Source organism: Marinomonas fungiae, assembly GCF_001418205.1.
In the GTDB taxonomy this organism is placed as follows: Bacteria; Pseudomonadota; Gammaproteobacteria; order Pseudomonadales; family Marinomonadaceae; genus Marinomonas; species Marinomonas fungiae.
In genome coordinates this window covers 15,385-41,329 of sequence record NZ_LIQF01000005.1, presented here as the reverse complement: position 1 = coordinate 41,329, position 25,945 = coordinate 15,385, and the positions used below count along the sequence as shown (strand labels likewise).

General features: G+C 45.9%; 27 protein-coding genes and 2 tRNA genes. 25 read left to right on the top strand and 4 right to left on the bottom strand.

Annotated features, from left to right (window positions below; genetic code table 11):
• Positions 1-6: 6 nt before the first annotated feature.
• From tolQ to nadA, 9 genes are all read left to right on the top strand, one after another.
• Positions 7-681 carry a protein TolQ gene (gene tolQ, locus ASC49_RS09005; RefSeq protein ID WP_055462918.1) on the top strand — a complete coding sequence of 225 codons (675 nt, stop codon included), beginning with the start codon at positions 7-9 and terminating at the stop codon, positions 679-681.
• Positions 682-683: 2 nt separating this feature from the next.
• The gene (tolR, locus tag ASC49_RS09000) at positions 684-1,106 is read left to right on the top strand and encodes a protein TolR (protein ID WP_055462917.1); all 423 of its coding nucleotides are present in this window, start codon (positions 684-686) and stop codon (positions 1,104-1,106) included.
• Positions 1,107-1,109: 3 nt separating this feature from the next.
• Positions 1,110-2,096, top strand: a complete 987-nt coding sequence (gene tolA, locus ASC49_RS08995; protein ID WP_055462916.1) for a cell envelope integrity protein TolA — start codon at positions 1,110-1,112, stop codon at positions 2,094-2,096.
• On the top strand, positions 2,096-3,394 hold the full coding sequence (gene tolB, locus ASC49_RS08990; protein ID WP_055462915.1) for a Tol-Pal system beta propeller repeat protein TolB: 1,299 nt from the start codon (positions 2,096-2,098) through the stop codon (positions 3,392-3,394). Before tolA ends, tolB begins: the two co-directional genes overlap by 1 nt.
• 24 nt (positions 3,395-3,418) lie before the next feature.
• The gene (gene pal, locus ASC49_RS08985) at positions 3,419-3,973 is read left to right on the top strand and encodes a peptidoglycan-associated lipoprotein Pal (RefSeq protein WP_055462914.1); all 555 of its coding nucleotides are present in this window, start codon (positions 3,419-3,421) and stop codon (positions 3,971-3,973) included.
• Complete coding sequence (ybgF, locus tag ASC49_RS08980) at positions 3,973-4,761, top strand: tol-pal system protein YbgF (protein WP_055462913.1); 789 nt, start codon at positions 3,973-3,975, stop codon at positions 4,759-4,761. Before pal ends, ybgF begins: the two co-directional genes overlap by 1 nt.
• 43 nt (positions 4,762-4,804) lie before the next feature.
• Positions 4,805-4,880: transfer RNA gene (locus ASC49_RS08975), tRNA-Lys, on the top strand.
• A gap of 22 nt (positions 4,881-4,902) precedes the next feature.
• Positions 4,903-4,976: transfer RNA gene (locus tag ASC49_RS08970), tRNA-Lys, on the top strand.
• A gap of 36 nt (positions 4,977-5,012) precedes the next feature.
• Positions 5,013-6,059, top strand: a complete 1,047-nt coding sequence (gene nadA / locus ASC49_RS08965; protein WP_055462912.1) for a quinolinate synthase NadA — start codon at positions 5,013-5,015, stop codon at positions 6,057-6,059.
• A 70-nt stretch (positions 6,060-6,129) separates the two neighbouring features.
• On the opposite strand, the gene ASC49_RS08960 is transcribed toward nadA, so the two are convergent.
• A complete protein-coding gene (locus ASC49_RS08960; protein WP_055462911.1) occupies positions 6,130-7,485 on the bottom strand; it encodes a M48 family metallopeptidase in 1,356 nt (451 codons plus the stop codon).
• A gap of 90 nt (positions 7,486-7,575) precedes the next feature.
• Between ASC49_RS08960 and ASC49_RS08955 the strand changes: the two genes are divergently transcribed.
• A complete protein-coding gene (locus ASC49_RS08955; protein WP_055462910.1) occupies positions 7,576-7,821 on the top strand; it encodes a sulfurtransferase TusA family protein in 246 nt (81 codons plus the stop codon).
• Between the two features lie 2 nt (positions 7,822-7,823).
• Positions 7,824-8,906: an AI-2E family transporter gene (locus ASC49_RS08950; RefSeq protein ID WP_055462909.1), complete on the top strand. Its 1,083-nt coding sequence runs from the start codon at positions 7,824-7,826 to the stop codon at positions 8,904-8,906.
• A 56-nt stretch (positions 8,907-8,962) separates the two neighbouring features.
• On the opposite strand, the gene bcp is transcribed toward ASC49_RS08950, so the two are convergent.
• Positions 8,963-9,409: a thioredoxin-dependent thiol peroxidase gene (gene bcp / locus ASC49_RS08945; protein ID WP_055462908.1), complete on the bottom strand. Its 447-nt coding sequence runs from the start codon at positions 9,407-9,409 to the stop codon at positions 8,963-8,965.
• Positions 9,410-9,582: 173 nt separating this feature from the next.
• On the opposite strand from bcp, the gene dapA reads away from it, so the two are divergent.
• Genes dapA through ASC49_RS08920 form a run of 5 tightly spaced genes read left to right on the top strand, consistent with a single transcriptional unit; the run spans position 9,583 to position 14,290 of the window.
• Complete coding sequence (gene dapA / locus ASC49_RS08940) at positions 9,583-10,464, top strand: 4-hydroxy-tetrahydrodipicolinate synthase (RefSeq protein WP_055462907.1); 882 nt, start codon at positions 9,583-9,585, stop codon at positions 10,462-10,464.
• Positions 10,465-10,466: 2 nt separating this feature from the next.
• Positions 10,467-11,561, top strand: coding sequence for a hypothetical protein (locus tag ASC49_RS08935; protein WP_055462906.1), 1,095 nt, complete (start codon positions 10,467-10,469; stop codon positions 11,559-11,561).
• A 35-nt stretch (positions 11,562-11,596) separates the two neighbouring features.
• A complete protein-coding gene (purC, locus tag ASC49_RS08930; protein WP_055462905.1) occupies positions 11,597-12,313 on the top strand; it encodes a phosphoribosylaminoimidazolesuccinocarboxamide synthase in 717 nt (238 codons plus the stop codon).
• Positions 12,314-12,372: 59 nt separating this feature from the next.
• The gene (locus ASC49_RS08925) at positions 12,373-13,614 is read left to right on the top strand and encodes a lipoprotein-releasing ABC transporter permease subunit (protein ID WP_055462904.1); all 1,242 of its coding nucleotides are present in this window, start codon (positions 12,373-12,375) and stop codon (positions 13,612-13,614) included.
• Complete coding sequence (locus ASC49_RS08920) at positions 13,607-14,290, top strand: ABC transporter ATP-binding protein (protein WP_055462903.1); 684 nt, start codon at positions 13,607-13,609, stop codon at positions 14,288-14,290. Before ASC49_RS08925 ends, ASC49_RS08920 begins: the two co-directional genes overlap by 8 nt.
• 64 nt (positions 14,291-14,354) lie before the next feature.
• Here ASC49_RS08920 and ASC49_RS08915 read toward each other — a convergent pair whose 3' ends face one another.
• Positions 14,355-14,876: a DUF2062 domain-containing protein gene (locus ASC49_RS08915; protein ID WP_055462902.1), complete on the bottom strand. Its 522-nt coding sequence runs from the start codon at positions 14,874-14,876 to the stop codon at positions 14,355-14,357.
• 37 nt (positions 14,877-14,913) lie between these two features.
• Here ASC49_RS08915 and ASC49_RS08910 point away from each other — a divergent pair, with 37 nt between their 5' ends.
• The 8 genes from ASC49_RS08910 to murI are packed head-to-tail and all read left to right on the top strand — an operon-like array spanning position 14,914 to position 21,217.
• On the top strand, positions 14,914-16,701 hold the full coding sequence (locus ASC49_RS08910; RefSeq protein ID WP_055462901.1) for a ComEC/Rec2 family competence protein: 1,788 nt from the start codon (positions 14,914-14,916) through the stop codon (positions 16,699-16,701).
• Complete coding sequence (locus tag ASC49_RS08905) at positions 16,685-17,296, top strand: MotA/TolQ/ExbB proton channel family protein (RefSeq protein WP_055462900.1); 612 nt, start codon at positions 16,685-16,687, stop codon at positions 17,294-17,296. The genes ASC49_RS08910 and ASC49_RS08905 overlap by 17 nt, the downstream gene beginning before the upstream one ends.
• 12 nt (positions 17,297-17,308) lie before the next feature.
• Positions 17,309-17,731: an ExbD/TolR family protein gene (locus ASC49_RS08900; protein WP_055462899.1), complete on the top strand. Its 423-nt coding sequence runs from the start codon at positions 17,309-17,311 to the stop codon at positions 17,729-17,731.
• Positions 17,728-18,759 carry a tetraacyldisaccharide 4'-kinase gene (gene lpxK, locus ASC49_RS08895; RefSeq protein WP_055462898.1) on the top strand — a complete coding sequence of 344 codons (1,032 nt, stop codon included), beginning with the start codon at positions 17,728-17,730 and terminating at the stop codon, positions 18,757-18,759. Before ASC49_RS08900 ends, lpxK begins: the two co-directional genes overlap by 4 nt.
• A complete protein-coding gene (locus ASC49_RS08890; protein WP_055462897.1) occupies positions 18,752-18,940 on the top strand; it encodes a Trm112 family protein in 189 nt (62 codons plus the stop codon). Before lpxK ends, ASC49_RS08890 begins: the two co-directional genes overlap by 8 nt.
• Positions 18,941-18,943: 3 nt before the next feature.
• Positions 18,944-19,399 carry a low molecular weight protein-tyrosine-phosphatase gene (locus tag ASC49_RS08885; RefSeq protein ID WP_055462896.1) on the top strand — a complete coding sequence of 152 codons (456 nt, stop codon included), beginning with the start codon at positions 18,944-18,946 and terminating at the stop codon, positions 19,397-19,399.
• Complete coding sequence (murB, locus tag ASC49_RS08880; RefSeq protein ID WP_055462895.1) at positions 19,392-20,429, top strand: UDP-N-acetylmuramate dehydrogenase; 1,038 nt, start codon at positions 19,392-19,394, stop codon at positions 20,427-20,429. Before ASC49_RS08885 ends, murB begins: the two co-directional genes overlap by 8 nt.
• The gene (gene murI, locus ASC49_RS08875) at positions 20,420-21,217 is read left to right on the top strand and encodes a glutamate racemase (protein ID WP_055462894.1); all 798 of its coding nucleotides are present in this window, start codon (positions 20,420-20,422) and stop codon (positions 21,215-21,217) included. The genes murB and murI overlap by 10 nt, the downstream gene beginning before the upstream one ends.
• Before the next feature lie 110 nt (positions 21,218-21,327).
• Here murI and rne read toward each other — a convergent pair whose 3' ends face one another.
• Positions 21,328-24,468 (bottom strand): ribonuclease E, encoded by a 3,141-nt coding sequence (gene rne / locus ASC49_RS08870; protein WP_055462893.1) that lies wholly within the window; start codon positions 24,466-24,468, stop codon positions 21,328-21,330.
• 430 nt (positions 24,469-24,898) lie between these two features.
• Here rne and rluC point away from each other — a divergent pair, with 430 nt between their 5' ends.
• The gene (gene rluC / locus ASC49_RS08865; protein ID WP_055462892.1) at positions 24,899-25,867 is read left to right on the top strand and encodes a 23S rRNA pseudouridine(955/2504/2580) synthase RluC; all 969 of its coding nucleotides are present in this window, start codon (positions 24,899-24,901) and stop codon (positions 25,865-25,867) included.
• The last annotated feature ends 78 nt before the right edge of the window (positions 25,868-25,945 follow it).

The following is a 25,945-nucleotide window of genomic DNA, read 5'->3' as shown; positions in this document are numbered from 1 at the left end:
AAACTTATGTCCATTTGGGGCCTAATTTTTAACGCCAGTTTCGTGGTGCAGCTAGTGATGTTGACCTTGTTGTTGGCATCGATTTTTTCTTGGATTGTGATCTTTCAACGTAAGCGAGTACTTCGCAGAGCGTTAAAAGTGCGACGTCACTTTGAGGATCAGTTTTGGTCCGGTATCGATCTCAGTAACTTATATCGCCAGCTAACGGTTGATGGTCGTAAAGTTGAGGGGATGGAGAATATTTTTGCTGCGGGTATTAAAGAATTTACGCGTTTACGCCAGAATGGCACGGTTGAGGCTGATGCAATCATCGCTGGTGTAGATCGTGCCATGCGCGTCGCTTTATACCGTGAAGAAGAAAAATTAGATCAGCACTTACCTTTCTTAGCGACAGTTGGCTCGATTAGTCCATATGTGGGGCTATTTGGAACGGTTTGGGGGATTATGCATGCTTTCATTGGCTTGTCAGAAGTGCAGCAAGCTACTTTGGCGACGGTAGCGCCGGGTATTGCGGAAGCCTTGATTGCAACGGCAATTGGTCTTGCTGCGGCGATCCCAGCTGTGGTGGCTTATAACCGTTTTTCGACTACTGCGGATTCTTTGGCTTCTAGTTATGAAAACTTTGCCAATGAGTTTAGTGGTGTTTTGTACCGTAAAGTGCATGTTCGTGAAGGAAACTAGTCATGCCTTCTAGCCGCCGTAGTAGACGTCGTAAACCAGTATCAGAAATCAACGTTGTACCTTACATTGATGTCATGTTGGTGTTGTTGGTTATTTTTATGATTACAGCGCCGATGTTGACGCAAGGTGTTGATGTTGAGTTGCCAAATGCCAATGCGGCACCGATTCAAAATGATGAGTCTGATGTCTTAATTGCCTCCGTTGACCGTGATGGTAATTATTTTATCGATATTGGTGGTAAGCAGAGCGCAATTTCCCTGGATGATCTAAAGAGTCGGGTCAAGAAAGTGTTGGCGCAAAATCCACGCTTGCCTATCTTGGTGCGTGGAGACAAGAACGTTTCTTATGGTCAGGTCGTTGGCTTGATGGTGGCTTTGCAAAGTGCTGGGGCGCCTAATGTAGGCCTAGTGACGGAGCCTGAATAAATAATGAAGTTTACAGATAAAGAAAGCTACTCATTGCCGGTTGTGCTAGCTGTTGGTTTGCATGTTGCCGTGATTGTGGGTGGTGCTTTATTGGCTGGGCTTTCAGAAAAGGCTCCCGAGCCGCCCAAGCGTCCTCCGATTGTAAATGCCACTATTATTGATGTGGCAGACACAATTATTGGGCAGCGTGAAGCGGAAGAGAGGCGGGCTGCTGATGCAGCAGTGAAGGCGCAGCAGGAAGCTAAGCAAAAAGCCCGGGATGAGGCTAGGCGCAAGGCTGAGCGCGAAGCGCTGGAAAAACAACGCCGTGAAGCTGAAGCCACGCGTAAACAGCAAGAGCAAGCGCGCCAGAAGGCTGAAGCAGAACGCCAAGCGGCTATAGAAAAACAGAAAGCGGCTGATGAAAAAGCTCGTCAAGAACGACTTGCCAAGGAAAAGAAAGCAGCGCAAGAAAAAGCAAAGCAAGAGCAGCTAGCTAAAGAGAAGAAAGCAGCTGAAGAAAAAGCTCGCCAAGAGCGTATAGCAAAAGAAAAGAAAGCCGCTGAAGAAAAAGCGAGACAAGAAGCTGAGCGTAAGCGTAAAGCTGAAGAGCAAGCGCGCCAAGAAGCTGAGCGACGTAAGCGTGCTGAAGAAGCTGTGCAGCGAGCTATGGATGAAGAGGATGCTCGACGAAAAGCGGCGGAAGCAGGGCAGATGGTGCAGTCTATTAGTAGCTTGATCAATCGTCGTGTGACTGATGCTTGGATACGCCCACCAAGCGCCCGTAATGGAATGAAGACGTTATTGCGTATTAACTTTTTACCAAATGGTGAAGTGGCAGATGTTCAAGTGTTGAAAGGGAGTGGTAATGCAACATTTGACAAATACGCGATGGACGCGGTCTATAAAGTTGGTCGAATCGAGGAGTTGTCAAAGGTTGAGTCGTATATCTTTGAGCGTAATTTTAGACAAGTCGATTTGTTGTTTAACCCGCAGGATTTGAGAAACTGATGAAAAAGAACATTGTATTTGCCTTGTTTTTGGCCTGTTTAACCTTGGCTTTGCCCGCTCGGGCACAGCTTGTTATTGAGATTACCAGTGGTTCGGACCAGCTGTTACCCATTGCCATTGTGCCATTCGGCTATACTGGTAATTCACCATTGCCTGAAGATGTCGCGGGGATAGTCGAGTCAGACCTTAAGCGTAGTGGTGTATTTGAGGCCATTCCGCGTGCCAACATGTTGAGTTTGCCAAGCTCTTCAGAAAATGTTTTTTATCGTGATTGGCGCTTATTAAAGGCTGACTATGTATTGGTAGGGAGCGTGGCTAATAATGGTAACGGAACTTACCGTATTAGTTATGAGTTGCTGAATGTACTTACGCAAGCTCGTGTAGGTAATCGCGAGGCATTGGATGTGGCGCCAAGTAACTTTCGAGACGCGGCGCATTTTATTAGCGATAAAATTTACGAGCAGTTAACTGGGATTCGAGGTGCTTTCAGTACGCGCATCCTATATGTTACCGCAGAAGGAAGTAAGACAAGTCCGACGTATAAATTGCAAGTGGCTGATGCAGACGGTTTCCGTCCACAAGTCATTGTGAGTTCGAAAGAGCCTATTTTGTCACCTTCTTGGAGTCATGATGGTCGTCAAATTGCGTACGTAATGTTCCGAAACCGTCGTCCTAGCATTTTTATTCAAGAGCTAGCTACCGGGAAGCAACAACAACTGACACAATTCCGTGGTTTGAACGGTGCCCCTGCTTGGTCACCTGATGGTAAGAAACTTGCTTTAGTATTGTCTAAGGATAATAACCCTGAGATTTACACGTTAGATATTGCAACGCGACGTCTTGAGCGTATGACGAACCATTATTCGATTGATACTGAGCCGAGCTGGGAGCCTGATGGGAAGGGTATTATTTTTACCTCCGATCGCGGTGGTAACCCACAAATCTATCGCTTGGATGTTCGAACAAAAAATGTTGAACGTGTTACCTTTGAAGGTGAGTTGAATACTCGTGCGCGTTTAACTCCAGATGGTCGTTACTTAGTTACGGTACAAAAGAATAACGGTAACTATCATGTTGCGTTACAGGATATGAACACTGGCCGTGTGCAAGTGTTAACAGAAACTTACTTGGATGAATCACCGAGTATTGCCCCAAATGGCAGTATGGTGATGTATGCCACGTCAGATCGTGGGAAAGGTATCTTGTCTGTTGTTTCAGTTGATGGCCTTGTTAAATATAGGCTACCATCAGCTGAAGGAGATGTGCGAGAACCTGCTTGGTCTCCCTACTTTAAATAATAAGCACTTTTTAAGGAGCTAGTAATGAGTGTATCAAAATTGGGTAAGTTTGCAGTGATCGGTCTATCTGCAGCTTGGTTGGCTGGTTGTAGCACGACGGGGTCAGAGTCTGACGCGTCTTCTATGGCAAGCGAAGGTTCTACTGCGGGTTCTACTGATTCTACCTACGCTGCTGGTGAAGATGGTTCACTAAATAGCGTAATGGTTGATGACCGTACCGCTGCACAGAAAGCAGCGGATCTGTTGGCTGGTGTTGCGACAGTATTTTACTTTGACTTCGATAAATCTATCGTTCGTCCAGAAGCTCGTGAAGCATTGGCGAAACACGCTCAATTCCTAATGGAAAACCCTGATGCGCGTATCGTTCTTGAAGGTCATGCTGATGAGCGTGGTACTCGTGAGTACAACATGGCGCTAGGTGAACGTCGTGCAAAAGCAATCATGCGTTACTTAACTATCCAAGGCGTTGCAGCTTCTCAAATCGAAGCGGTTAGCTTCGGTGAAGAAGTGCCAGTTGCTTTCGGTCATGACGACTCTTCTTGGCAGCTAAACCGCCGTGTAGAGGTTCGTTACGAGTAATGAGCACTCGTTTTAAAATAAGCTCCCTTGCATTGGTGCTGACGCTGTCAGCACCAATCGCAATGGCTAACACAGCGAATGGTGTTTCGGCGAATGTTGCAGCTGATTTGCTATATCAGTTGGAAATGTTGCAGCAAGAAGTGTCTCAGTTGCGTGGCAAAGTAGAGCAACAGCAATATGAATTAAATAAGTTACAGTCGTTGTCTAAAGATCGATACATTGATCTTGATAAGCGGGTGTCTGATTTATCGTCCAAAGTTTCTAGCGCGCCTCGTGCAGTTACTAGTCAAGTGTCGAGCTCAGTGCCAGAAGTAACGGCGTCGAACAATAGCGCGATTTCAGCAGCGCCAACAGTCAATACTTCAGTTGTAGCTAGTGCTCCAGTTCGTCCGGTCAAACTTGTGGAACCCAGTGCTGAGGCGAAAGCTGCTTACGATGCTGCGTACGATTTGATTCGCTCAAAAAACTTTGATCGTGCACAAGCGGCGCTTAGGAGTTTTGTGAAGCAGTACCCTAATAATATGCTAACCGGTAATGGTCACTATTGGCTTGGTGAATTAGCTTTAGTGCTTGGCGATCAAGGGGAAGCGTTGGTGCAGTTTCAAATAGTCCAGGACTCCTTTGCGGGTCATGCAAAAGTGCCCGATGCCATTTATAAATTAGGTATTGTCAATGATCAGTTGGGAAATCAATCCAGCGCAAAAGATTATTTTCAGCGTGTGATTGCTAACTATCCCGACTCAAATGCTGCCAGCTTAGCGACTAATTATTTGAATAATATGAAATAATTTCTTGCAATATCCAGTGACGACTGTATTATACGCGCCCGTTGGGTCGTTAGCTCAGTTGGTAGAGCAGTTGACTTTTAATCAATTGGTCACTGGTTCGAATCCAGTACGACCCACCAACTCTTCTTGTTTAGTGATAATGGGTCGTTAGCTCAGTTGGTAGAGCAGTTGACTTTTAATCAATTGGTCACTGGTTCGAATCCAGTACTCCACCATAACTCCAACACCGCCCATTTCCAAGGGGTTATTCAATGTCTGAATTAATCGATAAAGCCGCGTTACGCGATACAGTTCAGAAATACTTATCTGAAGCTGAAGAATCACTTAAAAAGCCAGTTGTTGATAACCAAGCGCTTCGCGATGAAATCAAAGCTCTTTTAAAAGAGAAAAATGCCGTCCTAGTGGCTCATTACTATACGGAAGATGCCATTCAAGAGCTTGCTGAAGAAACTGGCGGTATTATCGCTGACTCCTTAGATATGGCCAGATTTGGGGCAGAGCATCCTGCGAAAACACTTGTGGTTGCTGGTGTTAAGTTTATGGGTGAGACGGCAAAAATTCTCAGCCCAGAAAAAACCATTCTGATGCCAACTCTTGAGGCAACCTGCTCTTTGGATATCGGTTGTCCTGAAGATGAGTTTTCAAAATTCTGTGATCAACATCCTGATCGTACTGTGGTTGTGTATGCCAATACTTCAGCGGCGGTTAAAGCGCGAGCGGATTGGGTTGTGACGTCCGCCATTGCTTTGGATGTGGTGCAACACTTAAGTGATAACGGTGAAAAGATTATCTGGGCCCCAGATCAACATCTAGGTAACTACGTACAGTCACAAACTGGTGCTGACGTTTTACTTTGGGATGGTGCTTGTATTGTTCACGAAGAGTTTAAAGCCAAAGGTATTTTAGACCTTAAGGCAATTTACCCTGATGCAGCGGTTCTGGTGCACCCTGAGTCGCCGGAGTCAGTTGTGGAAATTGCTGATGTAGTCGGTTCAACATCTCAGTTGCTGAAAGCATCGAAAGAGATGGACAACGATACTTTTATCGTTGCGACCGATCGCGGTATTTTCTACAAGATGAAGCAAGCCTCACCTGAGAAACGCTTTGTTGAAGCGCCAACAGCTGGCTCAGGTGCGACCTGTCGTAGCTGTGCTCATTGTCCGTGGATGGCATTGAACTCACTTGAGTTGTTGCGTAATGCATTGCGCGACGGAAGTGATGAGATTTTTGTGGATGATGAAGTACGTATCAAGGCACTGAAACCTTTGCAGCGTATGTTGGATTTCAAAAAAGCCTAAGCCAAGATTCGACTGATTTAAAAAAGCAGCTTTTAAGCTGCTTTTTTGTTTTTAGGTGACTTATTGAAGATTAATTTAGATCTTCTCTTCGCTGGGCGTCCTCAAGTAATTCCAACTGAGTTTTCATGCTTTCCATTTCACTTCTATCACTGCCAGACGATTGTTTGATAGCGCGATTGATCAGGTTTAATGCAGGTTTGTCTTTTCCTAGTTCAAACTGCAGCAGGGCATGGTTATACAATGCGTAAGGTTGATTGTTGCGTTGTCTTGCTACCGCAATATTATGTCTGTAAACCATTCGTTTTTCGTATCCCAGTTGATCTGGAGTAGTGCGTAGATAAGGCTTTTGTTCTTTTACTTGGCCTGCTAAATAGGTAAATGTTAAGTCGTTTGGTGCCAATGCAAGGCGGTCCTCGATAACTTGCTTAGCTTGTTCGTCTTGGTCGACGGTGAGATAAATAATGGTTTTTAAGTAGTCGACAAATTCGTTGCGCGATTGCACTTTGTTAATATTTTCCAATGCGGTTTCATTGTAGTGCATTAATAATTCGGCTAATGCCAAACCGTAATGGTACTCGTCACTGGTGGTTAAGCTACTGCTCAGAAAATTTCTGTAACGGTTGCCTTCCAGTGCAGCTCTATAGGAAAGTAATGTCGCACGAAAGTAACGAAACGAATCGGACGATGGGGTAAATAGGACTGATGTTTGCTCTTGGCCTGTAAGGCTATCGCTTAGGCGATTTTGTGGTAGTGGGTGGGTTGACAAAAATTCAATACGATTGCTGCCCAAAGATTGCTTGAATAGTCCAGCTAAAAGTTCGTTCATGCCGCTTGTAGGAAAGCCACTCAGTTGCATCAATTCTCTGCCACGACGATCCGCTTCCTGTTCATGGGCGCGTGAATAGCTCAGCATATTCTCAACTTGATTGGCCATGCCTCCAAGCCAAAGAGCGGAAGTGGTTTCTCCATCTCCAGCCGTTGCCGCCGCAACGCCTGCTAGTACTAGCAAAAGAGCCTTAGCTTGCTCATTTTTTTGGTTCTCAAGGGAGCGTTGGTAGTGATGCAGTTCTAGATGGGAGACTTCGTGTGCTAAAAGCCCCATCAAAGTGCTTTCATTGTTTATTAACCTAAGAATGTCAGAGTAAATAAATAAGTGATTGCCAGGGATAACGAAAGCGTTAGTTTCAGTGCTATTGAGTAGGGCAAGGTCAATGGTCTTATCGTATAGCCCTGTGTTTGGCACAATGCTGGCAACGGCCTCTCTTAGGTAGTTGTATGCCGGCGGAAACTCAATAAGTCCTGCACTGCCATTAATTTTACGGAACCAGTACTGGCCAAGAATATAGCTTGGGTTGGATAGGCCGCGCTCATTTTCATAGCGTGCAAGATCTGGCAAGTCATTGGCGTTGGCGCATGCCAGGTTCATGATGGATGCCAAGCTAATTGGTAGAAGTAGCTTGCTGATTCGTAAAAAAAAATGTCTCATAGTGGCCTGAGTTTTGAAGCGGGATAAAAAATGCTTAACGCACAGCAGTATGACGTAATCCTAGATGCAAAAGAAGATCGATGTCCAATGCCTTTACTTAAGTTAAAACTGGCTTTAGCAAAAATGGCGGAAGGTGAGACGATTTGTGTTTATGCAAGGGATGAGGGATCACTAAAAGATATTCCTCACTTTTTGGCGTTGGTGGGCCTACCCTTACTTGATCAAGGTGAGCAGGGCGGTACTTTTCATTTTGTAACTCGCAAACAAGAGTCCTAGTTATGATCCGGATACTTGATAACTTAATGACCCGCTACCTCAATAATGAAGAGGTGGTGATCTTTATTTTGCTACTGATTTCGACACTGCTGGTGATGGCATTTTGGGGCGGAATACTTGCGCCAGTCTTTATTGCTGTGGTGTTCGCCTTTTTATTGCAGGGGATTATTAGTCGTTGCAAAAAGCTAGGTTTAAGTCACAACCTCTCGGTCACGCTGGTATTTATCGCTTTTATCACTGTTTGCGGCACCTTCATTGGTGTCATGGTGCCGATCATTTGGAAGCAAGCGGTGCGTTTTGTAAATGATTTGCCTCGTATGTTTGGTGATTTGCAGGCCTTTATTCAGGCGCTTGCTCAAGAACACTCTTCATACGTGAGTCAAGGTGCTGTTGATGAAGTCGTAAATTTGTTGGCTTCTGAGGCGGCGACGGTAGGGCAGTGGCTGTTGTCTTACTCTTTAACCAGCATCCCTTCTTTGTTTTCGTTGATGCTGTATTTGGTGTTGGTTCCGCTGGTGATGTTTTTTGTCTTGAAAGACCAAGCCAAAATTATTTCTTATATGACCTCGTGGCTGCCCAAAGAGCGTCAGATGATGCGTGATATTTCCCACGAGATGAATGATCAAATTGCTAACTATATTCGTGGCAAGGTGATTGAGATGATTGTTGTCGGAGTGGTGACGTTTGCGGTGTTTTGGTTCTTTGATTTGAGGTATTCAGCTTTGTTAGCTCTGCTAGTAGGCTTATCGGTGCTGATTCCCTACATTGGGGCGGCAGGGGTGACAGTTCCAGTGGTGTTAGTTGCCTTTTATCAGTTTGGCGCCAGCAATGAATTTTGGTATGTGTTTATTGCGTATTTAGTGGTGCAAGCGTTGGATGGTAACGTACTGGTGCCACTATTGTTTTCAGAAGCTGTGAACTTACACCCTCTGGCAATTATCATTGCCGTACTGTTCTTTGGCGGAATTTGGGGCTTTTGGGGGGTGTTCTTTGCCATTCCCCTAGCAACGTTAGTCAAAGCGATTATTAATGCATGGCCGCGCGTAAACGATCAACGTTTGATATCCGATGATAAAAAGGCATAAGTAATAGTAAGAACCCAATGAAGCCCAGCATACGCTGGGCTTCATGTGTCTGTGCACTATAGAATCTGAGCGGTATGATCTTTGGTTTTTACTTTTTCAATAATGTTTTCAATCGTACCATTTTCATCAATGATAAAGGTGGTGCGTACCGTGCCCATGTATTCGCGCCCCATGAACTTTTTCAACTGCCAAGTGCCATATAGCTCATGAACAGACTTGTCTTCGTCCGAGATTAGAGTAAATGGAAGCTCATTTTTAGAAATGAAGTTTTGATGGCGCTTTTCACTGTCAGGGCTAATGCCAAGGACGACATAACCTGCGTCGATTAAGGCTTGGTGATTATCGCGTAAGTTGCAGGCTTGTGCGGTGCAACCCGGCGTTGAGTCTTTTGGGTAGAAATAGAGTACTACTTTTTTGCCGCGATAATCGCTTAGTTTAACAGGATTGCCGTTTTGGTCTTTTGAGGTGAAATCTGGCGCGGTTTGTCCGATGCTTAAACTCATTTTCTGCTCCGTTTGTTCAATAGTTTGCGCTTTCTATACGTAGAAAGTCGTCAAATTGGATGCCAAGTGTACTTGATATCTCAGTTAGGCCAAATATTGCCTTTCTGGTGTGTTGTATAGGGGTTACGTGAGCGGTAGACTATGCACGCTTAATTCAATGTGGAGATGTAAGAATGATTACTGGAAGCTTAGTGGCGCTTATCACACCAATGAAATTGGATGGTAGTATCGATAAGCAAAAGCTAGATGAGCTCGTTGAATACCATATTGCTCAAGGTACTCACGGTATTGTTGCTGTTGGTACGACAGGTGAATCTGCCACATTAACTTACGATGAACATGCTGATGTTATTCGTCAGGTTGTTGAAAAAGTGAATGGTCGAGTGCCAGTCATTGCGGGCACGGGAGCTAACTCTACTCACGAAGCCATCGATCTAACTCAGCGTGCTAAAGAAGCAGGTGCTGACGCATGTTTATTAGTCGTTCCTTACTACAATCGTCCCACTCAAGAAGGCATGTATCTACATTTTAAAGCCATCGCTGAAGCGGTCGATATTCCACAGATTTTATACAACGTACCGGGTCGTACCGTGGCTGACATGTCCAACGAGACCACCTTACGCCTTGCCAACATTTCTAACATCATTGGCATTAAAGATGCCACTGGTAATCTTGAGCGTGGTAAAGAGCTGATTGAAAAGGCACCTGAAGGCTTTGCGGTGTATTCTGGTGATGATCCAACAGCCGTCGACCTAATCCTAATGGGTGGTAAAGGAAATATTTCCGTGACGGCTAACGTTGCACCTGCGGCAGTCGCTAAAGCGGCAGAGCTTGCTTTAGCGGGTGATGCTGAGGCGGCCCACTCGGTTGATAACAGTATCAAAGCGTTGCATAGTGCGCTATTTGTCGAGCCGAATCCAATTCCTGTGAAATGGGCGGCTGCTCAGTTAGGGCTTTGTGATTTGTCAATTCGTTTGCCATTGACAGATTTGTCTGCGGCATACCATGATGCAGTAAACGAAGCGTTAGTGGTTTCTGGTATTAAGGACAAATAAGTATGAGCAAACTTACCAAGAAATTGGTGATGACAGGGAGCTTGGCCTCTGTGGTGTTGCTGTCAGGCTGTTCTAACATGGTTACTGACCACGGATTAGATTATCAGTCGGCTCGAAGCAGTGAAGTTGAACTGAAGCTACCTGCTGGGCGACACGATGTTTCCGATAAGATGATCATTCCAAATGAAGATCGTGTTGCAACGTTACAAGCGACGGGGGAGTTTGAGACGCCCCGTGCACCTAAGTTGTATGAGTCTATGACTCACGTGCCAATGGTGATTGGACAGTACGATGTGACACTGAAAATCCCAGCAAGTATCGCTCAGTCGAAAAAATTGATGACGGATTATTTCTCCAGCTTTAGTGGTGAGGCGGTGGTTTTCCAAAGCAAGACGGAAACTGAGTTGGTGAGTGAGCCTCTGCAGTTTGAAAGCCAAAGTGGCTTGGGCAAACTTTGGAGCAGTGTGACACGTCTGAAACCTACGCAATACCAATTGACAGTGAACTTTGAGCCAACACGTACGCAAACTATCACTAAAATTCAGTTGGTAGCAATTGATTCTGAGGGCGTAAAAAAAGCAGTTGACTTGACGCTTGATGAAGCATCTGCAAGCCAAATGGTCGATGCTTGGTCTCATATATCGAGAGAGCTGACGGTTGAAACCGCTTTATTATCCAATCAAGGCCGTGAGCCAGTTCGTGAATCACGCATCTGGACTAATCGTGAAGGCAAACTGGCATTGTTCTTAGGTAGGAATGCTGATCCAGAGTCGGTCGACAGCTTCATTCGCGACAGTTCTGGCCTACATATCACTAGTGAAGAGCCAAAAGAATTAGCCTTGGTGCCACAAGATAAGCTAGCGCGAGTTGGCGACATTATTGATTTTAAAGTGCCGTTAGGCGCGTTGGCAAAAGATGAAGAAGTGATCCTATTTAAGGTGCGTCGTCGAAATCTCGATGATGTAGAATGGACAGAGCGTAGCTATCCTTATCAATTGATTCGCCAACGGGAAGGCTACTTTTTAACGGTAGATGCATCAGCGACGGACCATCCAGCACTGACGTCCTATCGAATCCTTTCGCTGCTAGCGAAATAATTTATCCCTCACAGTATTTATTGGAGATTCTCCACATGGAAAAACGACAAGAGCTATATGCAGGCAAAGCAAAATCGGTATTTCGAACCGATGACCCTGATAAAATGGTTCTAGTATTCCGTAACGACACGTCTGCTTTCGACGGCAAAAAAGTTGAGCAGCTAGATCGTAAAGGCATGGTAAATAACAAATTTAATGCCTTCATTATGGGTAAACTTGAAGCTGCTGGTATCCCAACGCACTTTGAAGCTTTGCTAAGCGACACGGAATCTTTGGTTAAGCGTCTTGATATGATGCCAATCGAGTGTGTTGTACGTAATGTTGCTGCAGGTAGCCTATGCCGCCGTCTTGGTGTTCAAGAAGGTTTGGAGCTAAACCCACCTACGTTTGAATTGTTCCTTAAGAACGATGCACTGGGTGATCCAATGATCAATGAGTCTCATGTTGAGTCTTTTGGTTGGGCAAAACCTGAGCATCTTGCTAAAGCAAAAGAACTAACTTTCAAAGTAAACGACGTGCTAAAAGCGCTTTTCGCTGAAGGCGGCATGATCCTAGTAGACTACAAACTTGAGTTTGGTCTATTCAATGGTGAAGTGGTTCTTGGTGATGAGTTCTCTCCAGATGGCTGCCGTCTATGGGATGCTGAAACCAAAGAAAAAATGGACAAAGATCGTTTCCGTCAAGGTCTTGGCGGTGTGATTGAAGCCTATGAAGATGTTGGTCGCCGTATTGGTATCGATTTTGATGCCTAATACTTGCGAATCATAAGAAGGGGGCTTTAAGCCCCTTTTTTGTTATGGACGATTGTTAAATGAATTTATTGCCAGTGAAAATTGGTCTGCGTTATGCCCGTGCAAAGCGCGCCAACCACTTTATCTCTTTCATCAGTTTCTCATCCATTGCGGGTATCGCATTGGGTGTTGCAGTGCTTATTACCGTCTTGTCGGTAATGAATGGCTTCGACCGTGAATTGCGCGAACGAATTCTTGGGATGGTGCCTCATGCGACCGTCTGGGGGGATCCAACTTTGGATAACTGGCAGAAAATGTCAGAGCAGGTGGCAACCATGCCGGGGGTTAAGGCCGTTGCACCGCATATTCAAGCTCAGGTCATGTTTCAGTCCGACCGAGGTGTACATGGAGCCTTGTTAAATGGTATCGACCCAGCTTTAGAATCGAGCGTATCTATTTTGCCGAATCATATGACCTCTGGATCTATTGAAGCATTGCATTCGGGTGAATATGGCATTGTATTGGGTGAGCAACTGGCGCGTATGTTAGGTGTTCGGATCGGTGACAAAGTAACGGCGCTACTTCCCAAAGCGAATGTCTCAATTGCAGGTATTACACCTACTTTAAAGCGCTTTACTTTAGTTGGTACTTTTAAAGTGGGTGCGGAGTTAGATTCCAGTTTGGCTTATATCAATATTCAGGATGCGGCACGGTTAAAGCGCTATAACCCGAATGATGTGGAAGCATTGCGCATTGCTTTTGATGATTTGTTTGATGCGCCGCGCCTGATTTGGGATATTGCTCGTGCTATTCCAGGACAAAACAAAGTCAGCGATTGGACGCGCACTCACGGTAACTTATTTCAGGCGATTAAAATGGAAAAAACCATGATTGGTCTACTGTTGCTGCTGATTGTGGCGGTTGCTGCGTTCAATATTGTGTCAACGCTTGTGATGGTGGTGACGGATAAACGCAACGACATTGCAATCCTGAGAACCATGGGCTTAACCTCAACTCAAGTAATGTGGGTGTTTGTTGTTCAGGGTATTTTTATTGGCCTATTAGGCACTTTGATTGGACTTGCTTTAGGTGTTACGGCAGCACTGAATGTCAGCGACTTCATTGCTTGGTTGGAAGGGTTCTTGGGGATTCAATTTCTAAGTGGAGATGTGTATTTCATTAACTACTTGCCCTCTCAGTTGGAGTGGCAAGATGTGCGCTTCATTGTTTCTGCGGCGTTTATCATGACAGTTTTGGCGACCTTGTACCCAGCTTGGCGTGCATCAAAAGTGGATCCTGCGGAGGCGCTTCGTTATGAGTAACAATGTAGTACTGAGTAGTACCGGTTTAAGTAAGCAATATCGTGACGGTAAGACAGACATTCAGGTGTTTGAAAGCATCGAATTTGCCTTGTGCAAAGGAGAAGCTGTGGCGATTGTTGGCAGTTCAGGCTCAGGTAAAACCACATTATTGAATTTATTGGCGGGGCTTGATAAGGCGAGTAGCGGGCAGGTTGAGATTGAAGGGCAGGCATGGGGCAGCTTGCGTGATGCAAAGCGTTCCAAACTACGCAATGAAAAACTTGGTTTTGTGTATCAGTTTCATCATCTACTGCCTGAGTTTAGTGCACTCGAAAATGCCATGATGCCATTACTGATTGCTGGTGTAAAAACCGCGCAGGCTAAGCAAGTTGCAAGCGATTTGCTACGCGATGTGGGTTTGGGTGAACGCTTGGATCACCGTCCATCACAGTTGTCTGGCGGTGAGCGTCAACGAGTTGCTATCGCTAGAGCGCTGGCTCATGATCCGGCATGTGTGTTGATGGATGAGCCAACAGGCAATTTGGACGAAACCACTTCTAAAGAGATTCAAGAGCTTATCGTGCGTCTAAAAAACGAAAAGCAGATGGCATTTTTGATAGTAACGCATGATGAGAAAATGTTGTCATGGATGGATCGGGCCTATCGCCTGAGTAATAAAACGCTCATACCGCTTTAATAACAGGCTGATATAAGAAGGGGCTGATCATTCAGCCCCTTTTCAATTTTACTCTGAGTAGTGCCTATTTTGGCTGTTGGTTGCGTAAGCGGCGGTTTTTCCAGCGCTTAATGACGTGCAGTCGCCATAATAGTAAGATCGAGAAGTAAGCGATACCGCCGGATACAAACCCCGTGACAGCAGATCCAACATACAGAGGCAGCCAGATGTGCTCCATTTGTCGCCAGATCCATTCAACCGACATCTGAAATTCTGAATCTATTCCGTTGCCTACAATCCAAGTGCCAATGATGTAGTTAACATAAAATACAACTGGCATAGTAAGAGGGTTGGTGATCCATACTAAAGCAATCGACAAGGGAATGTTGGCGCGTAGTGGGATAGCGAATAAGGCAGAGATGACCATTTGAAATGGCATTGGAATTGCTGCCCAGAATAGGCCATTCCAAAACGCCTTAGCGACTGAGCGGCGTGATAGGTGCCACAAGTCGGCTTCATAAATTTGTGCCCCCAGCAGTCCAAGAGCTTTGTTTTGCTTTAGCTTTTCAGGGTTTGGGACAAACTTCTTTAGGTAATGCTTAGGCATAATAACTACTTAGGCGACACATGGACAAGGAGGTCCAATGCTGCTTTTAAATATTTGCGTGCTGGTGGGTGCGTTGTTAACACCCCCATCGCTCCGGTGGCTGTATTCTACTTGTATCCTTCTATTATGTCTCTATCAAATCTTTCGTAAAGACTGGCTTGGTTTATTTATTGTAACTATTTCCTTAGTTGCACTGATAAGCAGCAATAGTTGGAGAGAATGGACAAAGAATGAAGTTGAAGGGCCATTTTATTGGGATGTTGAGCAGGCTTGCTTGCGAAGTGATGGTGAGTTGGAGAACTTCAGTCTCATAGTTAGAGATAAGGGGCGATCTTTCGAGGCCGGTTTATGTGATCGCCCAGCCAGCAGTGAGCTGCTCCCTGTAAGATTAAATTTTGCGCGCTTATTTGGTGATTACCGGGAGCATCTGGCCTATGTAAAGGGGGTGGATGCCTTGTTGTATTTACCAAAACAAGCACAACAGACTCCACTTCCGTTGAAACTTGATCAATATCCCAGTTGGCGTTTTGCGTATTCCATTATTAAAGGGGATCGTAGTCGCTGGGACGAAAGAGATCGTTGGCTGATTAATTATTTGGGCATTACTCATCTGTTCGTTGTGTCGGGCTTGCATGTGGGCTTTGTGTGTATGTTAGCGCTCGCGGCCAGCCGTTTATTTTGGCGCTTCAGTCGTGCTTTGCGTCAAGCCTTTTGCCATCGTGCTTGGCTCGACTGGTTGATGGCTGTACCAGCAAGTTTTGCTTACGCATATTGGAGCGGTTTAGGTGAGCCAGCTATTCGGGCGGCCTTAATGGCGCTGGTGTTTCTGACGATTAGAGCGACGTATCACAAGGTGGCATTACTGCACGTTCTGGGGTTTTGTGCCTGGTTGATGCTATTGCAGTGGCCAGGGAGGGCATTGGATCCTTCTTTCTGGCTGTCGTTTTCTTTTGTGTTGCTAATCGCCTTGTTGTTGGAGCGTGTCAAAGGGAGGGGGCGCATGCTTTGGATGCAATGTTTAATGTCCTTTTTTGCGTTGTTGCTGACATTGGGCTGGCAATCCTCTTTAAGCCCTTTGGTCGTGGTAATTAATTTACTGTTGATCCCCTTCGTCGCCTTTGTTTGGTTCCCCATATCGCTAATTTCTTTGTTGGAGTTATCATGCTGCAACACGTCCTATTTATATGGTTATCTGGATTCTGTGTTACTTTGGTCCTATGAGTGGATTGAAGCACCTCTATATCAAGTCATGGCGATAACCCCCAATCATGAAGTGATGGCATGGGTTAAGTTAACAATGATTGGCTTGGGCTTTTGGGGCGTGTATTGGTTGCCAAGTAGGCGCTCATTGGGATTTTTAATGTTGCTACTTTTGGCCGCTCTTTTGTCGCCCCTGACACCAGAATGGACTTTTCAGTGGTATAAGGATCGTTACCAAGTGGTATCATGGAATCGAGACGTGGATGGGCAAGTGGCTTTTAATGCACCAACTGTGGTGCGACTAGGGGAGGCTAAAATAGCACTTAATCCCACTAAAGAGGCGCTTGCCGAACGGGCCTTGGTTGAGGGTTGGCATATTGCGGTAGTCGATAATGAAGAGCGTGCGAATTTGCTTCGTGCTATGCAAGTCAATGTGTTATCAATGCGAGAAGGTGAGCGGCTTAGCTTTTATCTTGACGCTGAGCGATGGCGGGTTGAATCCTCAGATTGCTATCAAATACTAAATCTTGTGAAAACAGTTGCTTGCGAGCATGCAGAATGGCTTGAGAGTGTGTTAAATTATCCGCAATTTGATACGGGAGGTCTCGGTGTTAGAGCTTTTTAAATCAGGTGGTTTCTTTATGTGGCCACTGTTGCTTTGTTCTATTCTTACGCTTGCAATTGTTCTGGAACGCTTTTGGACATTGCGTAATAACCGAGTGGCGCCAAGATCATTGTTATCTGATGTGTTGGCTCGCCTGCGGGAAGATCGAATGACGCTCGACTACATTCGTACTATGCAGTCTCAATCTGGCCTAAGTTTTATTTTTGCGGCTGGTTTATTAAATTCAAAGCATGGTCGTCGTGCAATGAAAGAAAGCATTCAAGAAGCGGCTAACCATGTTATTCATGAATTAGAACGTTTCATGAGCACCTTAGGGACGATTGCTGCGATTTCGCCTCTGATCGGTTTGCTAGGGACTGTTGTGGGTATGATTAAAGTCTTTAATGTCTTGATGGAACAGGGGGCTGGCAATACTCAATTATTGGCTGGCGGCATTTCTGAAGCCCTGATTACTACAGCTGCAGGCTTGGTTGTGGCGATTCCAGCACTGGTTTTTCATCGTTATTTTGTGCGTCGTATCGACGAGGTCGTGGTGAACATGGAGCAGCAATCAACTAAGTTGATCGATGTGCTCAATGCCGATGGCAAAGAATAGCGGGGCTCCCCATTGAAATTTCGCAGACAGAAACTAGAAGACATCAGCATTAATCTTACACCATTGATTGATGTGGTGTTTCTGCTGCTGATCTTTTTTATGGTCAGCACAACCTTTAAACAGACGACCGATCTGACCATTGATTTGCCTACGGCGTCTAATGGTGCCCCTTCCATTACCACTCAGAACCCTGTTGAGGTGACAATTACACGAGATGGGCAGTTTGTGATTAATGGGCAATCTTTGATCAATGAGCGCATTGATACCTTGGTGCAAGGTTTAAAAGAAACGTTTAATAATAATTATGATCGACCGCTAATCATCACCGCGGACGCGCAGGCTTCCTATGATATGGTAATGAAGGTCTATGACGCTGCCGCGCAGCTTGGTATTTCTAAGTTGGCCCATACTGCTCAAAGAGAGGATGGTCAGTGAGTTTAGAGCGCTCTCTCTCTCGCTCTTGGTACAGCAAGCTAGGTTGGACTTGGTGTTTGGCGCCTTTGTTGTTGCTAACCACGCCGATTGTTTTTAGTAAACGCCAACGGTTTTTAAGTAAGCGTCAGCATCAAAGTTATCAGTCTAAGTTACCTGTAATTGTGGTGGGTAATATCACGGTTGGTGGCACAGGCAAATCCCCCATGGTTATTGCCTTAGCGACTCTGCTAAAGCAAATAGGTTATCGCCCGGGTATTGTAACTCGTGGTCATAAACGCGAAAGCAATCAGCCTGTAATTGTTGCAGAGCACTCTTTAGCGGCAGAAGTCGGCGATGAGCCTCTAATGCTGTATCGCCGAACTCAGTGCCCAGTTGCAGTCTCTATCAAACGCGCTGAAGCCATTCAAGCTTTAGAACTGTTGAACAGTGTTGATGTGATCATTAGTGATGACGGATTACAGCATTATGCAATGGGCCGTGATATAGAGATTGTTATGGTGGATGCTGAGCGTGGTTTAGGTAATGGAATGCTATTGCCGGTCGGGCCGTTACGTGAACCGGCAGCGCGACTTAACGAAGCAGATTTTGTTTTCGCTATTGGCAAGCCTGCACCTGTCATAACAAGTACACCTTGCTTCCATGGCGGCTTACATCTGGCGAGTATAGTTCATCTGGTCGAAAGTACTAAGACGCTATCGCTGGATGCCCTTTCAGAGAAGCAGTGGATGGTGATAGCAGGGATCGGAAATCCCGATCGCTTTATGACATCTCTTAAAGCAAGTGGTTTGAAACAACCGGTGGAAACGCGTTTTTTTGCTGATCATCATGCATATAAGCGTGATGATTTAAGCGCCAGCTGTTCAGTAGTGATGACAGAGAAAGACGCAGTAAAAGTTGAAAGCTTTGCCAGTGCTGCTGATGATTGGTGGTACGTGGCGGCCCAGCTGGAGTTACCAGAAGAATTTGTACGGGCACTTAGTGCACGTTTAAAAGCAGTAATACAACAGAAGAATCAGGATTATGAATAAAGCATTGTTAGAGATTTTAGTTTGTCCAGTGACCAAGGCGCCATTGACGCTAAGTGAAGATGGTACTGAGCTGATTAGTAAAATGGGCGGTATGGCTTACCCAGTGCGCGATGGTATTCCTGTGTTATTAGAGACTGAGGCTCGTACTTTGACAGCTGAAGAGCGTCTTGACGACAAATAAGCAATGAAAGTACTGACGGTTTGTTTAGGTAATATTTGCCGCTCGCCTGCTGCGCAAGGCATTTTAGAGCATTTTGCGCAACAGAAAGGTCTAGATATCTCTGTCGATTCTGCGGGGACGGCTGCTTACCATATTGGTAAATTGCCGGATGCACGTTCGATTCGAGCTCTGAAAAGCGCTGGTATTGATATTAGTCATCAGCGTGCACGACAAGTGACGCTGTCAGACTTCGACCGCTTCGATTGGGTTGTGGCAATGGATGCAGAGAATCTTGTCAATTTACAGCGCATTAAGCCTGCTCAATGTCATGCTAAGGTAGTGATGTTTGGACGGTATCGTGATGCTGTAGATTTTGGTGAAGTGGGTGATCCCTACTATGGCGGTGATCAAGGTTTTGAAGACATGAGAAATCAGCTCATGATGATCAGTAACGACTTTTTGGATCATCTTTATGATTGATGACCGCCCAGAGTTTATTCAGCAACATATTTCATTACAGCCTTACAACACATTTCGTTTTGATTATCAGGCTGAATATTTTGCTCTGATTGAATCCGTCGAGCAGCTGGTTGATGCGGTTGCTTGGGCCCGGTATAAGGCATTGTCGATCACCACCTTAGGTGGTGGAAGTAACCTTTTGCTGCAAGGTGATGTGTCAGGGTTGGTGTTAATCAATCGTATGAAAGGCATTAGCCGCTTGGCTGAGTCGGCATCTCATGTTGAAGTCGAGTTTGGTGCAGGTGAGGTATGGCACGAAAGTGTGGTTTGGGCTGTAGAGCAGGGGTTAGGTGGCATTGAAAACCTCGCTTTAATCCCAGGTACTGTCGGTGCGGCACCGGTACAAAACATCGGTGCTTACGGTGTCGAAGTTAAGGATGCGATTAGCTCCATTAAAGTGTTCGACCTTAGCGATCTGACGGAGCAGATTTTGTCGCCCGGCGAGTGTGCCTTTGGTTATCGTGAATCGCGCTTTAAACAAGAGTGGCGCGATCGCTATATCATCACTTCTGTTACCTTGCACTTGCAAAAACAACCTAGCTTAATGCTTGAATACGGCGGCTTGAAAAATGTTGTGCCAGACGGTGCAGGTATTCGCGAGGTCTTCGAGGCGGTTTGTGAGGTGCGTCGTAGTAAGTTGCCGGATCCTTTAGAGATCGCCAACTCGGGTAGTTTTTTCAAAAACCCAGTAGTAGATGCTGATACTTATCATGCCATTAAGGCTCAATTTCCCAATTTGGTGGCGTTTGAGCAAGATGGGGGCTGGAAATTGGCGGCTGGTTGGTTAAATGATCAGGCAGGCTGGAAGGGCTATCGCGATCATGGTGTGGGTGTTTATGAAAAGCAGGCGCTGGTGCTGGTGAACTATGATTGCGATAAGGCGAATGCTTTGTTGGATCTTGAACGGCGGATTAAAGGTTCTGTTTTAGAAATATTTGGCGTTGAATTAGAGCGTGAGCCGGTGTTACTAGGAGCCGCTCAGTGTCAGTAAAAATTGGTGTTATGGATTCTGGAGCGGGTGGGTTGACCATCCTTCAGTCAATTCACTCGGCCTTACCTCATGCGGATTTGCTCTACTTTGCAGATCAAGCCTATGCTCCTTACGGAGCCCAATCTAATGAATTCATCACTCAACGATTAATTAGAATTGCTCAGTACTTTACTGAGCAAGGCTGCCATTTAATGGTGGTGGCTTGCAACACGGCAACGGTTGCTGGGATTACGGATTTAAGAGCTGTGGCAAAACTTCCTGTTGTTGGGGTGGAGCCTGCTGTTAAGCCAGCATGTAGCCGCAGTTTGCGTAAGCGTGTGACAGTATTGGCGACATTGGCGACCAGTAAAAGCCGCCGATTGAATGACCTGATAGATACGTGGCGCTTTGACACAGAAGTTTCAATCCTAGCCAGCGAGACATTGGCATCTTTGATTGACTCAATGCCGCATTCCCTTGATAAGGTTCGTGTTGAAGTTGAACGTATTGCGGGGCTGGTTCATCAAAATCAGTCCGATACCTTAGTGCTTGCCTGTACGCATTATCCTTTGATAAAAGAAATGTTTGATGATGTGCTGTCAGAGGTGGTGATTGTCGAGCCGAGTAAGGGGGTTACCGCACAGGTGTTACGTTTGTTGGCTTCTGAGACTGACAATGATCTGACGGCGCCACAAGTCTTTCAGATTGGTAATTTATCCATATTGACCAATATGGATGGTGAGGCAAAAGCAGCTTTAGCGTATTGGGCTACGCCTGCCTTAGGTGCTGTGACGGTAATCGACCTCTAAGCTTTAATCTTCGATAGAGTCTTATTAGCTCATTTAAAATAGTATTAAAAAAGCCAGCTAAGAATTTCTTAGCTGGCTTTTTGTCTTGTCGCAGGAGCAAAGTGAAAGCGTTATTCCGCAACAGATTCTGTTTCTGTGCTTTCTGTTGCTGCATTGTCTTGACGCTCTAGGCGAGGATCATTCTTGACTCGACCAGAGCGACGTTGGCGGCGCTGTTGAGCGGCTTGCTCGCGCTTCTCTTGCAGTTCTTGCTTCGCCTTTTCTTGCTGTTCAACTAGCGCTTTAGGTAATTGCACTGGTGCTTTCTCTTCGCTGGTTGTAGGCTTCGCAGCTTTGCGACCACGAATAGGGCGAGGCTGACGGATTTTACGGTCAGAAGTGTTATCTTCAGTGCTTGCTTCCGTTGTGCTTTCAGTCTCTGTAGTAGAAGCAGTTTCTACTACTGTTTCTGTTGTTTGAGCAGACTCAACTTGAGCGCTTTGTGCAGCAACAACGTCATCATCAGTTGTTTCTGTCGTTGCCGTTGGCTCAGCTTTTTCTTCTACAGCTGGTGCTTCTAAAGCTGTGTTAGTGTCTGTCTGAGATGCTGCTTCAACTTCTGATGAAGGGGTTTCTTCATTGGAGGTTTCTGCTTTAACAACTTCCGCAGCTTGCTCGGTAACTTCAGCAACTTTCGGTTCCTCAGCTTTTGCTGGGGCTTCTTCTGTTGTTGCTTCAGCTGGTTCGGTTACTGGCTCAACCTTATTCATGCCTGCTTTAACAGACATTTTGGGTTTGCTTGGCTTTTCAGCTTGTGCTGGTTGTTGCTCAGCGACAACTTGTGCTTCTACTGTCGTCTCTTCAGTAATAGCTTCAGCTTCTGGCGCTTGAGTAGAGGCCTTAGGGGCTTCTTTCTGCTCAGTGTTGGCAACTATTTCTTCAGCAACTTCTGTGCTTGGAGCTTTAGCAGGTGCCTGCTCTTCTGTGTTGTTGCTTTCGGCGTTTGTAGTAGAGTCTTCAGACTTATTGTTGTTGCGACGCGAGCGGCGCGAACGGCGTGGCTTGCGCTCACTGCTATTGGCTTCGCTACCGTCTTGAGTGTCGTTGTTAGCGATTTCAAGCTGCTCCGCAACGGCTTTTGCTTCTACTTCGGCCTCGGCTTGAGCAAGCTCAACTTCGGCTTTCAACTTGCCATTACGGCGTTTGTTGTCATTACGGTCGCGTTTGCGCTCAGTCACCTCAGGCTCAGGACGACGTGCTTTTACCTTGGTTGCTGGTTCTTTGGTTTGCTGCTCGTCTTTATTTGACTGCTCGCGCTGCTTGTTGCGATTTGTCGTTTCTTTGGCTGTTGTGTCTTCTGTTTGAGCTTGTGCCTGAGCACGGCGTGATTGACGTGTTGATTTAGGCTTTTGCTCGCTTTCCTGGCGCGCTTTTGGCTCTTTGTCCTGTTGGCGAGAAGAAGGGCGACGCTCGCCACGTGGACGATTGCGTTGCGGTTTACGCTCATCAGAAGACGCTTTATTGGCTGGCTTTTGCTCTTCTTTCTTAGAGGTTGTTTCTTGTTCAACTGTCTCTTCGGAAGAGCCAAACAGGGCATTAAATAGGCGCTTGAAGAAGCCAGGTTTTTTAACCGTTGCTTTCACTTCCGGAGCAGCCGGTGCTGGCGCTGGTTGCGCTGGTGCAATGCTGGTTACTGCTGCTTGTTGACGTGTATTCTCGCTCGCTTGACGAGGTTCGTACGGAGGTTGTACTGGCTCTTCAATCAAAGCGTAGCTGCTGTCGTCTTGTGCGATGATTTCGTTGTCATCACGAATGCGTTCTACATGGAAGTGTGGTGTTTCCATGTGTGGGTTTGGTACCAAAATGATATGAACGTGGTTGCGTTTTTCGATCTTGGCAATGTTGGTGCGCTTCTCGTTTAACAGGAAGGTCGCCACTGAAACAGGTAGGATTGCACGGATTTGTGCGGTGCGTTCCTTGGCACATTCTTCCTCGATTAGGCGAAGTACGGAAAGTGCTAGAGATTCCACGTCACGGATAAAACCTTGTCCGTTACAGCGTGGACATACAATACCACTCGTTTCGCCAAGTGATGGACGAAGACGTTGGCGAGACATTTCTAGAAGGCCGAAGCGTGAAATGCGACCGATTTGTACGCGGGCGCGGTCAGCTTCTAGAGCCGCTTTCATGCGGTTTTCAACTTCTTTTTGGTTGCGCACAGGTGTCATGTCGATGAAATCGATCACCACCAAGCCGCCGATGTCACGTAGACGCAATTGACGAGCAATCTCGTCTGCTGCTTCTAAGTTAGTTTGTAGCGCGGTTTCTTCGATGTCGCCGCCCTTAGTAGCGCGGGCAGAGTTAATATCAATGGAAACCAGTGCCTCGGTTGGGTCAATAACAATTGAGCCACCTGAAGGTAGTCGCACTTCACGTTGGAATGCCGTTTCGATCTGAGTTTCGATCTGAAAGCGGTTGAATAAAGGGGTTGGCTCAGTGTACAGCTTGATGCGGTTCTTGAAGTGTGGCATCACCTGCATAACAAAGTTTAGGGCATCTTGGTAAACGTTCTTTTCGTCGATTAGAACTTCGCCAATGTCATCGCGTAAGTAATCACGAATAGCACGAATAACGATGTTGCTTTCTTGGTAAATCAAGAAAGGAGCAGGGCGATCAGCCGCGGCTTTAGTGATCGAATCCCATAGAGTTTGTAGGTAATCCAAGTCCCATTGAAGTTCTTCGGTGGATCGACCTACCCCAGCAGTACGTACAATTAAACCACCATTGTCTGGCACTTCTAGGCCTGACATAGCTTCTTTAAGTTGAGTGCGATCGTCACCATCGATGCGGCGAGATATGCCACCAGCACGAGGATTGTTCGGCATCAAAACAAGGTAGCGGCCTGCTAAGCTGACAAATGTCGTTAGGGCTGCGCCTTTGTTGCCACGTTCTTCTTTATCAACTTGAACGATGACTTCTTGACCTTCCGTCAACACATCTTTGATATTGATGCGACCGTCGGAGTTGGATTTCTTAGAAAAGTAAGTTTTGGAGATTTCTTTTAAGGGTAGGAAACCGTGGCGTTCTGCGCCGTAGTCTACGAAAGCGGCTTCTAGGCTCGGCTCAATACGAGTGATTTTGCCTTTGTAGATGTTTGCTTTCTTTTGCTCGCGTGATCCTGATTCGATATCTAGATCATACAGGCGCTGCCCGTCCACTAACGCGACGCGCAACTCTTCTTGTTGAGTTGCGTTTATTAACATTCTAATCATTTAAGTGACTCTTTTTAATGATTCAGAGAATGCTAAGCTCATGAGCTATAACGATTTTTTGAAGGGGCTGTCGCGATTCAGTCACAATTTACAGGCTCACCACTAATGCCCGTTTGTTGGGATGGCGTCGCTCTTTTCTGTGTTGCTGTAATGCGTGTTTCAACTATCGGTCAACATGAAAGGTGCTGATCTTGAAAGCGTCTTCAATGGTAAACTGTTACACCCATGAACCGATTCACTGATTCATGCGGTTTATTATATAAAAATTAACTTTTAGCTCAGAGGTAAGAAATGACCAAAGTGTCGCTTTGGTTATGGCTTTTCATTCGTTACAATTGATTCTTCGAGGCTTTCTGTTGCCTCTTACCCTCTGCGGTTTTGAATATAACAGTAAAATCTAAGTGCTTCAATTACATAGGAAACCAATCTTTTGGCAGCAAGTGAAAATAATGGCGCAGTAGAGCGCCCACAGGTGCGATTTGTGACGATTGATGAAAACAATCATGGCCAACGTATCGACAATTTTTTGGTAACCTTTCTAAAAGGAGTGCCGAAAGGAAAAATCTACAATTTGCTACGAAAAGGTGAGATCCGTGTCAATAAGAAGCGAATTAAGCCAGATTTTCGTCTGAGCAGCGAAGATGTAATTCGTATTGCACCGATTGTAGTGGCAGAGCCAAGTGATAAGCCAACGGTTGCGGATGGTCTTAAACAAGAGATTGAAAGTCGCATTGTGTACGAGGATAAAGGACTGATTGTTATTAACAAACCATCTGGTCTGGCAGTGCATGGTGGCAGTGGTTTGAGTTTTGGCTTGGTGGAGGTGGTGCGTCAAATGCGTCCACAGGAGAAATTCATTGAGCTTGTTCATCGATTGGATCGAGATACCTCTGGTCTGATTATGGTTGCAAAAAAACGCAGTGTGTTAAAAATGTTGCATGAGGCGCTGCGTGAAAAAGAGGGTGTGCAAAAGACCTATAATGCTTTGGTGATCGGTTCTTGGCCAAAGCGCAAGTTGCAAGTGAATGCGCCACTATTAAAAAACGAATTAAAATCTGGCGAGCGTGTGGTGAGGGTTCATCCAGATGGCAAGGAGTCTTTAACGCGCTTTAAAGTTTTGCGAGCTTTCGACGGTTACACATTAATAGAGTGTGAGCCTGTAACTGGGCGTACACATCAAATTCGTGTGCATGCTCAATTTGCAGGTTATCCAATCGTAGGTGATGATAAGTACGCGCCGAATGAAGCGAACGCTGAGGCTAAGCAACTTGGTTTTAAGCGTTTGTGTTTGCACGCGGCCATGCTGGAAATTGACTACGGCGGTGAAAAGCTGGTTTTAGAGGCGCCAATTGATGATGCTTGGAAAGAGGCGATGCAGGCTTTACCAAGTAAGTACTAAATTGCGACGGGCCAACGAGAGATAAAAAGATGCCGCACCACCTAGTCAGTGGCGCGGCATTTTGCATTCTGAAACCTT

Bases quoted from the DNA above. Each gene is read 5' to 3' on its own strand.
- tolQ (WP_055462918.1), top strand. From the start codon at position 7: ATGTCCATTTGGGGCCTAATTTTTAACGCCAGTTTCGTGGTGCAGCTA.
- tolR (WP_055462917.1), top strand. From the start codon at position 684: ATGCCTTCTAGCCGCCGTAGTAGACGTCGTAAACCAGTATCAGAAATC.
- tolA (WP_055462916.1), top strand. From the start codon at position 1,110: ATGAAGTTTACAGATAAAGAAAGCTACTCATTGCCGGTTGTGCTAGCT.
- tolB (WP_055462915.1), top strand. From the start codon at position 2,096: ATGAAAAAGAACATTGTATTTGCCTTGTTTTTGGCCTGTTTAACCTTG.
- pal (WP_055462914.1), top strand. From the start codon at position 3,419: ATGAGTGTATCAAAATTGGGTAAGTTTGCAGTGATCGGTCTATCTGCA.
- ybgF (WP_055462913.1), top strand. From the start codon at position 3,973: ATGAGCACTCGTTTTAAAATAAGCTCCCTTGCATTGGTGCTGACGCTG.
- nadA (WP_055462912.1), top strand. From the start codon at position 5,013: ATGTCTGAATTAATCGATAAAGCCGCGTTACGCGATACAGTTCAGAAA.
- ASC49_RS08960 (WP_055462911.1), bottom strand. From the start codon at position 7,485: ATGAACCTGGCATGCGCCAACGCCAATGACTTGCCAGATCTTGCACGC.
- ASC49_RS08955 (WP_055462910.1), top strand. From the start codon at position 7,576: ATGCTTAACGCACAGCAGTATGACGTAATCCTAGATGCAAAAGAAGAT.
- ASC49_RS08950 (WP_055462909.1), top strand. From the start codon at position 7,824: ATGATCCGGATACTTGATAACTTAATGACCCGCTACCTCAATAATGAA.
- bcp (WP_055462908.1), bottom strand. From the start codon at position 9,409: ATGAGTTTAAGCATCGGACAAACCGCGCCAGATTTCACCTCAAAAGAC.
- dapA (WP_055462907.1), top strand. From the start codon at position 9,583: ATGATTACTGGAAGCTTAGTGGCGCTTATCACACCAATGAAATTGGAT.
- ASC49_RS08935 (WP_055462906.1), top strand. From the start codon at position 10,467: ATGAGCAAACTTACCAAGAAATTGGTGATGACAGGGAGCTTGGCCTCT.
- purC (WP_055462905.1), top strand. From the start codon at position 11,597: ATGGAAAAACGACAAGAGCTATATGCAGGCAAAGCAAAATCGGTATTT.
- ASC49_RS08925 (WP_055462904.1), top strand. From the start codon at position 12,373: ATGAATTTATTGCCAGTGAAAATTGGTCTGCGTTATGCCCGTGCAAAG.
- ASC49_RS08920 (WP_055462903.1), top strand. From the start codon at position 13,607: ATGAGTAACAATGTAGTACTGAGTAGTACCGGTTTAAGTAAGCAATAT.
- ASC49_RS08915 (WP_055462902.1), bottom strand. From the start codon at position 14,876: ATGCCTAAGCATTACCTAAAGAAGTTTGTCCCAAACCCTGAAAAGCTA.
- ASC49_RS08910 (WP_055462901.1), top strand. From the start codon at position 14,914: ATGCTGCTTTTAAATATTTGCGTGCTGGTGGGTGCGTTGTTAACACCC.
- ASC49_RS08890 (WP_055462897.1), top strand. From the start codon at position 18,752: ATGAATAAAGCATTGTTAGAGATTTTAGTTTGTCCAGTGACCAAGGCG.
- ASC49_RS08885 (WP_055462896.1), top strand. From the start codon at position 18,944: ATGAAAGTACTGACGGTTTGTTTAGGTAATATTTGCCGCTCGCCTGCT.
- murB (WP_055462895.1), top strand. From the start codon at position 19,392: ATGATTGATGACCGCCCAGAGTTTATTCAGCAACATATTTCATTACAG.
- rne (WP_055462893.1), bottom strand. From the start codon at position 24,468: ATGATTAGAATGTTAATAAACGCAACTCAACAAGAAGAGTTGCGCGTC.